Genomic DNA, 12,377 nt, shown 5'->3' on the forward strand with positions numbered 1-12,377 from the left:
GCCGGGTGCCACCCAGACTAAAATTTCGCCCATGAATCCACAGGTACTTATTGTCGACGACGACCCGGTCGTGCGCGATCTGCTTTGCAAGTTCTTGCAGTCGAACGGCTTCGACGCGTCGGTGCTGCACGACGGCACGCACCTCCAGCGCAGGCTGGAACGGGAACGCCCCTCGGTCGTCGTGCTCGACATCATGATGCCGAACACGGACGGCCTGCGCACGCTCACCGCGCTGCGCGCCGCCGGCGACGACATCCCCGTCATCTTCGTGACCGCGCGCGGCACGGTCGCCGACCGCATCGTCGGGCTCTCGCTCGGCGCGGACGATTATCTGACCAAGCCGTTCGATCCGCGTGAACTGCTGGCGCGCATCCATACGGTGCTGCGCCGGCGCGGGCCGTCCACCACCAGCGCGCCGGAATCCCGCAAGCCCTATCGCTTCGGCCCGTTCGAGCTCGATTTCGCGACCCGCTCGCTCTCGCGCGACGACACCAAGCTGCCGCTGCGTGACAGCGAATTCGCGCTCCTGAAGATATTCGTCAACAATCCGTACAAGGTGCTTTCGCGCGTGCTGATTCACGATCTCGTGCACCGCGACAACCTGGCGTTCCGCGATCGCAGTCTCGACGTGCCCATCTGGCGCCTGCGCCGCGTGATCGAAGACGACCCGTCGAACCCGTGCTACGTGCAAACCGTGCGTGGCAAAGGCTACGTGTTCGTCCCCGACGCCGACGGCACGCCATTCGCCGACGAGGCCGCCTCACTCGCATGAAAAACCCGCTGAACACGCTGTTCGGCAGAATGGCGTTGCTGTCGACAGCGGTGCTGTTCGCCATTCAGGCCTGCTGGTTCGTGATCGTCGTCATGCAGCCGCCGCGCCATGAAATCGACGGCTTTGCGCGCGGTATTCTGCTGGTGCTGCAGGCCATCAACGGCGAACCGATGAAAGGCGCGGCCCTCGCGCCCGAAATGCGCGTGCATCTGGTGCCCACCTGGAACATGCCGGCGAGCGTCCACCTGCGGCCGCCCGACGACCGTCCGTTGAAGGAACTCAGCGGGCATCTGCGTCAGAACCTGCCGGCCGGCACGCGGATCGCCGTCGACGACCTGCACCCGCCGCACTTGTGGGTGCTGTTTCCGAACAAATCGAACTGGGTGGTGGTGCCGGTCGACGTGCCGCCGCGTCCGCGCTTTCTCGTCGAAGCGGTGTCCATGCTCCTCGCCGCGCTGATCCTGTCGCTGCTGGCCGCCTGGCAGATGCAGCGGCCGCTGTCGCGCGTTGCCGACGCCGCGCGGGCGTTCGGCTCGGGCGGACGGCCGGAGCCGGTCGCGCTGCAAGGTCCGCGCGAGTTGCGCGATCTGGTCGGCTCGTTCAACGACATGATGCGGCGGCTCAACGAAGCCGGCGACGACCAGGCGGTCATGCTGGCCGGCGTCGCGCACGATCTGAAGGCGCCGCTCACGCGGCTCAAGCTGCGCGCCAGCGTGCTGGTCGCGGAGAGCGAGCGCGCCGGCCTGATTCGCGATGTCGATTCGTTGACCAACATCGTCCAGCAGTTTCTCGAGTTCGCCGGCCAGTCCGCCGAAACGGGGCCGCCGGTCGAGGTCGACGACTTCTTGCGCGAGCAGTTCTCCGCCACCGACAGCAACGAAACCCCGCTCTTCACGCTCGATCTGCGCGCGGGCCCGGCGTTCAGGCTGCCGCGTACGCTGCTCGACCGGCTGGTGACCAACCTTGTCGACAACGCGCTCGAACACGGCGCGCCGCCGGTGGATATCTCCACTGCGCGACAGGACCGGCACTGGGTCATCGGCGTACGCGACCACGGGCCCGGCATTCCGGACGACCGCATTGCCGCCGCCATGAAACCGTTCGTGCGGCTCGATGCCGCGCGCGGCGGCGAAGGGCATTGCGGATTGGGGCTGGCAATCGTCGCGCGGCTCGCGCACGACGGCGGCGGCCGTTGCCGCGTGCGCAATCATGCGCAGGGCGGCCTCGACATCGCGATCGAACTGCCGGTGACACCGGCGTTGGCCGGTTGAGCGGGACAGCAGCGGAAGGCGCGCTCACGGTGCGCCGGGTTCACATGACGAGGCGGGCGCGCAAGGTGTCGATGGTGGTTTGCGGCACGCCGAGGCCATGCATCAGGTAGCTCTGCATCGTGCCGTAACTCGCCTGCACCTGATCGAAGCCGGCCTGCAGATAACTTTCCTGAACGCCGAGCAGCGGCGCTTTGGCCCGCGCGATCATATCGCCGTCCTGCGCGCGCATCGTCTCGGTCTGCGCCTCGATGGTCGGCGACAGATAGACATTGCTGAGCAGATAGTCCTGCATGATCACGTCGAGCGGGACGTTCGCAATGCTCAGCAACAGCGCCGCGACCCAGCCGGCGCGATCCTTACCCGCCGTGGAATGCACCAGCTGCGCGCCGGCGCCTTGCGCGAGACTGCGCAGCAGTTCGCCGTAGCTGGCGCGCTGCGCGGCGCCGAGCACGTAGTTGCGCGCCTGACTTTCCATGAAGCCGTTCGCGGCGCCCGGCGCATCGAACGGCGGCGTCACGAAGTCGCGCATGCCGAGTACGTTGATGGTCTCGACGATCGCGCCGGCCGGCAGCGAATCGGCCACCCGGGAGACTTCCGACGGCGTGCGCAGATCGTAGACCGTCGCGATGCTCAGCTTGTCGACGATGCATTGGTCGGCGACATCGAAGGTCAGCGTGTTCGCGCGATAGAAAGCGCCGCGGCGCATCTGCTTGCCGTCGACGGTCGGATAGCCGACTGCCGCGCCCGCGATATCGCGGAAGTTGTTCACGGACGCCATGCGCGGCGTTTGCGGCTGATCGGTGTCGAGGTTGTCGCCGCCGCAGGCGCTGAGCAGGGAACTGCCGAAGCCCGCCGTCAACAACGCGCCTGCCGACTGTTTGAGGAACAGCCGGCGCGACGTGGGCGCGCCACGCCCCTGACGTGCGTCGGGCGGCACGGGTTCGCTCGCCCGCACATTCATGCTCGCGGAGCGGCGGTACGGCGAGCAGTGTTTGACGGTGACGGGCATTAAACGAAGCGAACGCGAGGCGTAAAGAGATTGGGATTGGGGGTGGTCCGCGGCTGAACCGCGGCACTGCGGCCGCAGTGTACCGGCGCGCAATATTTTTTGGGTTACATGGTAGTAGTTGGTAAGAATTGAAGAAGAGCTATTACAGCGGCGCGCAATTTTGAGCGCCGCTGGCGGGGCGCCTTGCCGTCCCCTTAGAATAGGGACGCCCCGTTCCTGGCGCCGACTACAGGCCACTCCTCCGGAGACCACAAAAAAACATGCCGTCTCTCCAATGGTTCACCGAGCTCACCCAGCGCGAACGCCGCACCCTGTATGCCGGCTTCGGCGGCTACGCAGTCGACGCCTTCGACTTCATGATTTACTCGTTCCTCATTCCGACGCTGATCGCGACATGGGGCATGTCCAAAAGCGAAGCCGGCATGATTGCCACCAGTTCGCTGATCTCGTCTGCGATAGGCGGGTGGCTCGCCGGTATCCTCGCCGACCGTTACGGCCGCGTGCGCGTGCTGCAGTGGACCATCGCGACGTTCGCGGTGTTCACCTGCCTGTCGGGCTTCACGCACTCGTTCTGGCAACTGCTCACCACCCGCACGCTGCAAGGCATCGGCTTCGGCGGCGAGTGGTCGGTCGTGACCATCATGATGGCCGAGACCATCCGCTCGCCGCAGCATCGGGCGAAGGCGGTCGGCACCGTGCAAAGCAGCTGGTCGTTCGGCTGGGCCGCAGCCGCCATCGTCTATTGGGCGTTCTTCGCGCTGCTGCCGGAGCAGATCGCATGGCGCGCCTGCTTCTGGATCGGCCTGCTGCCCGCAGCGTGGATCATCTACATTCGCCGTAACGTGAGCGATCCGGACATCTTTCTCGAAACCCGCCGGGCGCGCGAAAGCGGCTTCGACACGTCGCATTTCCTGCAGATATTTTCGTTCCCGCACCTCAAAACGACGCTGCTCGGCAGCGTGTTGTGCACCGGTATGCTCGGTGGGTATTACGCCATTACCACGTGGTTGCCGACCTATCTCAAGACCGTGCGGCATCTGTCCGTGTTCAATACGAGCGGCTATCTGATCGTGCTGATCGTCGGATCGTTCACCGGCTATATCGTCGGTGCAATTCTGTGCGACCTGATCGGCCGGCGTGCGTCGTTCGTGCTGTTCGCCATCGGCTCGTTCGTGCTCGGCATGGTCTACACGATGCTGCCGATCACCGACGGCATGATGCTGGCACTGGGCTTTCCGCTCGGCATCGTCGTGCAGGGTATTTTTGCGGGCGTCGGCGCGTATCTGTCCGAGCTGTATCCGAATGCGATTCGCGGCTCGGGGCAAGGCTTCTGCTACAACCTGGGACGCGGGCTCGGCTCGTTCTTCCCGATCCTCGTCGGCACGCTGTCGCAAACCATGACGCTGGTCAAGGCGATGGGTATCGTCGCCGGGGCCGGCTATCTGCTGGTGATCGTCGCCGCGGTCTGTCTGCCGGAAACCAAGGGCAAAGTGCTGGGCGCGGCCCATCCCACTGTCTGAGCCCGCTGCCTCCTTACACATGAAAACGATTGTTCTGGGCGGCGGTGTGATCGGCGTGGCCACCGCGTTCTATCTGCGGCAACACGGTTGCGAAGTGACCGTGATCGAACGCGAGCCGGACGTCGCGCTGTCCACCAGCTTCGGCAATGCCGGCGTCATCGCGCCCGGTTACGTCACGCCGTGGGCCGCGCCGGGCATGCCGGCCAAAATTCTCAAATACCTGTTCAAGCCGAATTCGCCGCTCATCTTCCGGCCGACCCTCGAGCCCGCGCAATGGCGCTGGATTGCGCGCTGGCTGCGCGAGTGCGACCTCGAACGGTTTCGCATCAACAAGCGCCGCATGCAGCGCATCGCGTACTACAGCCGTGACTGTCTGCATGAGTTCCGGGCGCGCTATCCGTTCGATTACGGCCGCAGCCAGGGCTACCTGCAACTGTTTCGCAGCGAGTACGACCTCGAACTCGCGCAGCCGGCGCTCGCCGTTTTGCGCGATGCCGGGATCGTCCATCGCGAGATCGACGCGGCGCAATGCGTGGAGATCGAACCGGGGCTGCGTTGGGCACGCAAGGCGCCGCTCGCGGGCCTGTATCTGCCGGACGACGAAGCCGGCGACTGCGCCCGCTTCACCCGCGAGTTGCGGGCGGTGTGCGAGCGGATCGGCGTGCGCTTTCGCTTCGACACGCGGGTGACGGCGCTCGACGTGCAGGGCGGCGTGGCGCGCGGCGTGCGCATCGAAAGCGAGGGTGAAGGCGAGAGCGAGGGCAAGCGCGAAGGCAGGCGCGGCCCCGGCTTGCTGATGGCCGACGCGATCGTGATCGCGCTGGGCGTGGAGAGCGCGGCGCTGCTCGCGCCGCTCGGCGTCAAGGTGCCGCTCTATCCGGTCAAGGGCTATTCGGCGACGCTGCCCGTCACCGACGATGAGAAAGCGCCCCGCGCGGCGCTGATGGACGAGTCGCTGAAAACCGCCATCACCCGATTCGGCAATCATCTGCGCGTAGCCGGCACGGCGGAGCTCGGCAATGGACGAAACACGCTGCGCGAGCAGGCCTTGCAAACGCTGATGAGTGTGCTCGACGACTGGTTTCCACACGCGGCCAATCCGACTTCCGCGCACTTCTGGGTCGGCCGCCGGCCGATGATGCCGGACGGCGCGCCGCTGCTCGGCGCTTCCGGCGTGGACAATCTGTGGCTCAATCTGGGCCACGGTTCGACCGGCTGGGCGATGTCGATGGGCTCGGGGCAAGTGGTTGCCGATCTGATCGCACGACGTGAGCCGGGGATCGATCTGGATGGATTGACGCTGGCGCGTTACCGGAAGTGAGTTCGGCGGGAGACGTCGTAAAAAAAGCCGGGCTGCCCTCATGGGAAGCCCGGCTTTTTTGTTGCCGACGGGCCGGTCGCCACCGCGTGCAAGCGGCGGCGACCATCGAACCGTTTAACGCGGCAGTTCCGAATGTCCCATCAGGAACGCGTCGACCGAGCGCGCGCACTGACGGCCTTCGCGAATCGCCCACACCACCAGCGACTGGCCGCGACGCATATCGCCTGCCGTGAACACCTTGTCCACCGACGTGTAGTACGCCTTGTCGCCTTCGGTCGACGCACGCACGTTGCCGCGCGCGTCCTTGTCGACGCCGAATGCTTCGAGCACCGGCGACACCGGTTGCGTGAAGCCCATCGCGAGCAGCACCAGGTCGGCCTTCATTTCGAATTCCGAGTCGGGCACTTCCTGCATCTTGCCGTCCTTCCATTCGACGCGCGCGGCGATCAGCTTCTCGATCTTGCCGTTCTTGCCTTCCAGACGCTTGGTCGCGACGGCCCAATCGCGCTCGCAGCCTTCGTCGTGCGACGACGAGGTGCGCAGCTTGATCGGCCAGTACGGCCACACCAGCGGCTTGTTCTCGGCTTCCGGCGGTTGCGGCAGCAATTCGAACTGGGTGACGCTCTTCGCGCCGTGCCGGTTCGAGGTCCCCACGCAGTCCGAACCCGTATCGCCGCCGCCGATCACCACCACGTGCTTGCCCTTGGCGAGCAACTGGTTGGCGAGCTTGTCGCCGGCGTTCACCTTGTTCTGCTGCGGCAGAAATTCCATCGCGTAGTACGTGCCTTCCAGCTCGCGGCCCGGCACCGGCAGATCGCGCGGCGTTTCCGAACCGCCGGCAATCACCACCGCATCGAACTGTTCTTTCAGCTCGGCCGGCGTGATGGTTTCCTTCGCCGTGTTGCCGATATAGGCCGGCAGCGAATCAGCCTTACCGATGAACACGCCGGCGCGGAACGTCACGCCTTCGGCTTCCATCTGGCGCATGCGGCGGTCGATCAGCCACTTTTCCAGCTTGAAGTCGGGAATGCCGTAACGCAGCAGGCCGCCGATGCGGTCGTTCTTTTCGAACACGGTCACATCGTGCCCCGCGCGCGCGAGTTGTTGCGCGACCGCCAATCCGGCGGGGCCGGAACCGACCACGGCCACCTTCTTGCCGGTCTTGTGCTTCGGCGGCTGCGGTGCGACCCAGCCTTCGGCCCACGCTTTGTCGATGATCGCGTGTTCGATCGACTTGATACCCACCGGGTCGTTGTTGATGCCGAGCGTACACGCCGCTTCGCAGGGCGCCGGGCAGATGCGGCCCGTGAACTCGGGGAAGTTGTTGGTCGAATGCAGCACTTCGATCGCGTTCTTCCAGTCCTGATGGAACACCAGGTCGTTGAAGTCCGGGATGATGTTGTTCACCGGGCAGCCGTTGTTGCAGAACGGAATACCGCAGTCCATGCAACGTGCGCCTTGAATCTTCGCTTCGTCGTCGCTCAATGCCGCGACGAATTCCTTGTAGTGCTTCACACGCGTGAGCGGAGCTTCGTACGCCTCGTGGCGGCGCTCGAACTCGAGAAAACCGGTTGCCTTGCCCATGTGGTTCTCTTCTCTATCTGTATCTAGGGGGTGATCTGGACCCGCCGCGTGGACCGTTCTTCCGAACGGTGAAATACGCGGCGGGTACGGCTAAATGTGACGTCGGTCCAGCGGGCCGGACTCAGAACGCTCAGGCGGCGATGACTTCCTTGTTCGCCTTCTTCGCGGCCAGTTCGCCCAGGGCGCGCTTGTATTCGGTCGGGAACACCTTCACGAATTGACGGCGCGACGCGTCCCAGTTTTCGAGCAGCGCTTTGGCGCGCGGCGAACCGGTGAACTGGAAGTGACGCTCGATCAAGCCCTTGAGCAGCACTTCGTCGGTGGCGCCTGCGTGCCACAGACCACGGTCGACCGTGCGTTCCTGTTCGGCCTGCTGCAGAACCGGATCGAGCGCGACCATCGCCTTGTTGCATTTGCCCGCGAACGAGTTGTCCGGATCGAACACGTAAGCGACGCCGCCCGACATACCGGCTGCGAAGTTACGGCCGGTTTCGCCGAGCACGACGACCGTGCCGCCCGTCATGTATTCGCAACCGTGGTCGCCGGTGCCTTCCACGACCGCCGTGGCGCCCGAGTTACGCACGCAGAAACGCTCGCCTGCCACGCCGCGGAAGAATGCTTCGCCTTCGATCGCGCCGTACATCACCGTGTTGCCGCAGATGATGTTCTCTTCCGACTTGCCGCGGAAATCGTTGGTCGGGCGAATGATGATGCGACCGCCCGACAGACCCTTGCCGACGTAGTCGTTACCGTCGCCGACCAGGTCCAGCGTGACGCCTTTCGCGAGGAACGCGCCGAAGCTCTGACCGGCGGTGCCCTTCAACTGAATGTGAATCGTGTCGTCGGGCAGGCCGTCGTGGCCGTATTTCTTCGCGATCGTGCCGGACAGCATCGCGCCGACCGTACGGTTCAGGTTACGCACCGGCTGGATGAACGAAACGTGTTCGCCCTTCTCGATCGCGGCTTTGGCCTTCTCGATCAGCGTGTGGTCCAACGCCTTGTCGAGGCCGTGGTCCTGCACGTCGACGTGCTTGCGCGCCACGTCGGACGACACTTGCGGCTGATAGAACACGCGCGAGAAGTCCAGACCCTTAGCCTTCCAGTGCTCGATGCCCTTCTTCGTGTCGAGCAGTTCGGCGTGACCGATCAGGTCGTCGAACTTGCGGATACCCAGTTGCGCCATGATTTCGCGCGCTTCTTCGGCCACGAAGAAGAAGAAGTTGACGACGTGTTCCGGCTGACCGCTGAACTTCGCGCGCAGCACCGGATCTTGCGTCGCGACGCCGACCGGGCAGGTATTCAGATGGCACTTGCGCATCATGATGCAGCCTTCCACGACGAGCGGCGCCGTCGCGAAACCGAACTCGTCCGCGCCCAGCAGCGCGCCGATCACGACGTCGCGGCCGGTCTTCATCTGACCGTCGGCCTGCACGCGGATGCGACCGCGCAACTGGTTCAGCACCAGAGTCTGCTGCGTTTCCGCGAGACCCAGTTCCCACGGCGTGCCGGCATGCTTCACCGACGACAGCGGCGACGCGCCCGTGCCGCCGTCGTGACCGGCAATCACCACGTGATCGGCCTTGGCCTTGGCGACACCCGCCGCAACGGTGCCGACGCCCGACTCCGACACCAGCTTCACCGAGATGCTGGCCGCCGAGTTGGCGTTCTTCAGATCGTGAATCAGTTGCGCCAGATCTTCGATCGAGTAGATGTCGTGATGCGGCGGCGGCGAGATCAGGCCGACGCCCGGCACCGAGTAACGCAGCTTGCCGATGTATTCCGACACCTTGTGACCCGGCAGCTGACCGCCTTCGCCCGGCTTCGCGCCCTGCGCCATCTTGATCTGGATCTGATCGGCCGACGACAGGTATTCCGCCGTCACGCCGAAGCGGCCCGACGCCACCTGCTTGATGCGCGAGCGCAGCGAATCGCCGTCTTTCAATGGGATGTCCGCGATCACTTCCTCGCCGATCACCGACTTCATGGTGTCGCCATTCTTAATCGGAATGCCGCGCAGTTCGTTGCGGTAACGGTTTGCGTCTTCGCCGCCTTCACCGGTGTTCGACTTGCCGCCGATGCGGTTCATCGCGACGGCCAGCGTGGCGTGCGCTTCGGTGCTGATCGAACCCATCGACATCGCGCCGGTCGCGAAACGCTTGACGATGTCCTTCGCCGGTTCCACTTCGTCGAGCGGAATCGCCTTGGTCGGATCGAACTTGAATTCGAACAGGCCGCGGAACGTCATGTGACGCTTCGTCTGGTCGTTGATCAGGTGCGCGTATTCCTTGTACGTCTGATACGAGTTGCTGCGCGCCGAGTGTTGCAGCTTGGCGATCGCATCCGGCGTCCACATGTGTTCTTCGCCGCGCACGCGATACGCGTATTCGCCGCCCGCGTCGAGCATGGTCGCGAGCACGGGGTTGTCGCCGAACGCGTCGCGGTGCAGGCGGATCGCTTCTTCCGCGACGTCGAACAGGCCGATACCGCCGACCTTCGACGAGGTTCCCTCGAAGTACTTCTTCACGAGGTTCTCGGACAGACCGACTGCTTCGAAAATCTGCGCGCCGGTGTAGGACATGTAAGTCGAAATGCCCATCTTCGACATGACCTTCATGAGGCCCTTGCCCACGGCCTTGGTGAAGTTGTAGACCGCCTTTTCCGCCGACAGGTCGCCCTTCAGGCCGCTCGCCATCTGGCCGAGCGTTTCCATCGCGAGGTACGGGTGCACGGCTTCCGCGCCGTAGCCCGCGAGCAGCGCGAAATGATGCGTTTCACGCGCCGAGCCGGTTTCCACGACCAGACCCGCGCTCGTGCGCAGACCGTGCTGCACCAGATGCGTGTGAATCGCGGCCGTTGCCAGCAGCGCCGGAATCGCCACGTTGTCGCGGTCGGTCTTGCGGTCCGACACGATCAGCATGTTGTAGCCGGACTTGACCGCGTCGGCCGCTTCCGCGCACAGCGACGCGAGGCGCGCTTCGATGCCTTCCTTGCCCCACGCGACCGGATAGCAGATGTTCAGTTCGTACGAGCTGAACTTGCCGCCCGTGTACTGATCGATCTCGCGAATCTTCGCAATGTCCTTGAAGTCGAGCACCGGCTGCGACACTTCGAGACGCATCGGCGGGTTGATGTTGTTCGTGTCGAGCAGGTTCGGCTTCGGACCGACGAACGACACCAGCGACATCACCATGTTTTCACGGATGGGGTCGATCGGCGGGTTCGTGACTTGCGCGAACAACTGCTTGAAGTAGTGATAGAGCGTCTTGTTCTTGTTGGACATGACGGCCAGCGGCGAGTCGTTGCCCATCGAGCCGACCGCTTCTTCGCCGGCTTGCGCCATCGGCGCCATCAGGAACTTCAGGTCTTCCTGCGTGTAGCCGAACGCCTGCTGGCGATCCAGCAGCGCAGCGGGTTCGCGGCGCTCGTTCGCGACGTCTTCGGCCTTCGGCTCGATTTCGTCGAGCTTGATGCGCACGGCGTCGATCCAGCTCTTGTACGGCTTGGCGTTCGCGAGGTTGTCCTTCAGTTCCTTGTCGTCGATGATGCGGCCGTGTTCCATGTCGATCAGGAACATCTTGCCCGGTTGCAGACGCCACTTCTTGACGATCTTCGATTCGGGAATCAGCAGCGTGCCGGCTTCCGACGCCATGATGACGAGGTCGTCGTCCGTGACGATGTAGCGCGCCGGGCGCAGGCCGTTGCGGTCGAGCGTGGCGCCGATCTGGCGGCCGTCCGTGAAGGCGATCGCAGCCGGGCCGTCCCACGGCTCCATCATCGCGGCGTGGTATTCGTAGAACGCGCGGCGGTTGTCGTCCATCAGCGTGTGCTGTTCCCAGGCTTCCGGGATCATCATCATCATCGCGTGGACGAGCGGGTAGCCGGCCATCACCAGCAGTTCGAGACAGTTGTCGAACGACGCGGTGTCCGACTGGCCCGGATAGATGAGCGGCCAAAGCTTCGGCAGATCGTCGCCGAGCACGTGCGACGCGATCGCGCCGGTGCGGGCGTTCAGCCAGTTGACGTTGCCCTTCACGGTGTTGATTTCGCCGTTGTGGGCGATCATGCGGTACGGGTGAGCCAGTTCCCATGCCGGGAACGTGTTGGTCGAAAAGCGTTGATGCACCAGCGCCAGCGCCGAAACCGTCCGGTCGTCCTGCAAATCGCGGTAATACACGCCGACCTGACCGGCCAGCAGCAGACCCTTGTAGACCACCGTGCGCGCCGACATGGACGGCACGAAGTATTCCTTGCCGTGCTGCAGCTTGAGCGCCTGGATGCGGTGGCTCGCGGTCTTGCGGATGACGTAGAGCTTCCGTTCGAGCGCGTCGGTCACCATGATGTCCTTGCCGCGACCGATGAAGATCTGGCGGATCAGCGGCTCGCTCGCCTTCACCGTCGGCGAAATCGGCATGGTGTGGTCGACCGGCACGTCGCGCCAGCCGAGCACCACCTGGCCTTCGGCCTTCACCGTGCGCTCCAGCTCCTGTTCACAGGCGAGACGCGACGCGTGTTCTTTCGGCAGAAAGATCATACCGACGCCGTACTCGCCGTTCGGCGGCAGCACCACGCCCTGCTTGGCCATCTCTTCGCGGTAGAAGCCGTCCGGAATCTGGATCAGGATGCCCGCGCCGTCGCCCATCAGCGGATCGGCGCCGACGGCGCCGCGGTGGTCGAGGTTCTCGAGGATCTTCAGGCCCTGCTGGACGATCTCGTGACTTTTCTTGCCCTTGATGTGAGCGACGAAGCCGACGCCGCAGGCGTCGTGCTCGTTTTGCGGGTCGTACAGACCTTGCGCGGCGGGAACCGGGTGAGTCGGTTGCTGGTGGTCGTTCATGGGGACACCGTCTGTGAGGGGCCGGACAGGCCGTTAAACCGTTTTTCTAGTGCGCGGATGAAGTGC

The 12,377-nt window shown here is 64.5% G+C and carries 7 protein-coding genes; 4 read left to right on the forward strand and 3 right to left on the reverse strand.

Translation table 11 applies throughout. The features are described 5' to 3' along the window. Positions 1 to 31 precede the first annotated feature (31 nt). Together FQ746_RS14385 and FQ746_RS14390 are read left to right on the forward strand one after the other, a co-directional pair. Positions 32 to 772 (forward strand): response regulator, encoded by a 741-nt coding sequence (locus FQ746_RS14385; protein WP_144110054.1) that lies wholly within the window; start codon positions 32 to 34, stop codon positions 770 to 772. Beyond that, positions 769 to 2,043 carry an ATP-binding protein gene (locus FQ746_RS14390; protein WP_144110055.1) on the forward strand — a complete coding sequence of 425 codons (1,275 nt, stop codon included), beginning with the start codon at positions 769 to 771 and terminating at the stop codon, positions 2,041 to 2,043. Before FQ746_RS14385 ends, FQ746_RS14390 begins: the two co-directional genes overlap by 4 nt. 40 nt (positions 2,044 to 2,083) lie before the next feature. Here the strand turns inward: FQ746_RS14390 and FQ746_RS14395 are convergent, their stop codons facing one another. Beyond that, positions 2,084 to 3,052, reverse strand: coding sequence for a tyrosine-protein phosphatase (locus FQ746_RS14395; protein ID WP_144110056.1), 969 nt, complete (start codon positions 3,050 to 3,052; stop codon positions 2,084 to 2,086). A gap of 260 nt (positions 3,053 to 3,312) precedes the next feature. On the opposite strand from FQ746_RS14395, the gene FQ746_RS14400 reads away from it, so the two are divergent. Together FQ746_RS14400 and FQ746_RS14405 are read left to right on the forward strand one after the other, a co-directional pair. Continuing rightward, positions 3,313 to 4,572: an MFS transporter gene (locus FQ746_RS14400; protein ID WP_144110057.1), complete on the forward strand. Its 1,260-nt coding sequence runs from the start codon at positions 3,313 to 3,315 to the stop codon at positions 4,570 to 4,572. A 19-nt stretch (positions 4,573 to 4,591) separates the two neighbouring features. Then, complete coding sequence (locus tag FQ746_RS14405) at positions 4,592 to 5,893, forward strand: D-amino acid dehydrogenase (RefSeq protein WP_144110058.1); 1,302 nt, start codon at positions 4,592 to 4,594, stop codon at positions 5,891 to 5,893. 114 nt (positions 5,894 to 6,007) lie between these two features. On the opposite strand, the gene FQ746_RS14410 is transcribed toward FQ746_RS14405, so the two are convergent. Beyond that, positions 6,008 to 7,477: a glutamate synthase subunit beta gene (locus tag FQ746_RS14410; protein ID WP_144110059.1), complete on the reverse strand. Its 1,470-nt coding sequence runs from the start codon at positions 7,475 to 7,477 to the stop codon at positions 6,008 to 6,010. A 130-nt stretch (positions 7,478 to 7,607) separates the two neighbouring features. Then, positions 7,608 to 12,311, reverse strand: coding sequence for a glutamate synthase-related protein (locus FQ746_RS14415; protein ID WP_144110060.1), 4,704 nt, complete (start codon positions 12,309 to 12,311; stop codon positions 7,608 to 7,610). Positions 12,312 to 12,377 lie beyond the last annotated feature (66 nt).

The sequence above is a fragment of the Paraburkholderia sp. BCC1886 genome, from assembly GCF_900996245.1.
GTDB lineage: Bacteria > Pseudomonadota > Gammaproteobacteria > Burkholderiales > Burkholderiaceae > Paraburkholderia.

What these genes read in the sequence shown, in the direction of transcription:
- FQ746_RS14405 (WP_144110058.1), top strand. Translation starts at nt 4,592, where the DNA reads ATGAAAACGATTGTTCTGGGCGGCGGTGTGATCGGCGTGGCCACCGCG.
- FQ746_RS14400 (WP_144110057.1), top strand. Translation starts at nt 3,313, where the DNA reads ATGCCGTCTCTCCAATGGTTCACCGAGCTCACCCAGCGCGAACGCCGC.
- FQ746_RS14385 (WP_144110054.1), top strand. Translation starts at nt 32, where the DNA reads ATGAATCCACAGGTACTTATTGTCGACGACGACCCGGTCGTGCGCGAT.
- FQ746_RS14410 (WP_144110059.1), bottom strand. Translation starts at nt 7,477, where the DNA reads ATGGGCAAGGCAACCGGTTTTCTCGAGTTCGAGCGCCGCCACGAGGCG.
- FQ746_RS14395 (WP_144110056.1), bottom strand. Translation starts at nt 3,052, where the DNA reads ATGCCCGTCACCGTCAAACACTGCTCGCCGTACCGCCGCTCCGCGAGC.
- FQ746_RS14390 (WP_144110055.1), top strand. Translation starts at nt 769, where the DNA reads ATGAAAAACCCGCTGAACACGCTGTTCGGCAGAATGGCGTTGCTGTCG.
- FQ746_RS14415 (WP_144110060.1), bottom strand. Translation starts at nt 12,311, where the DNA reads ATGAACGACCACCAGCAACCGACTCACCCGGTTCCCGCCGCGCAAGGT.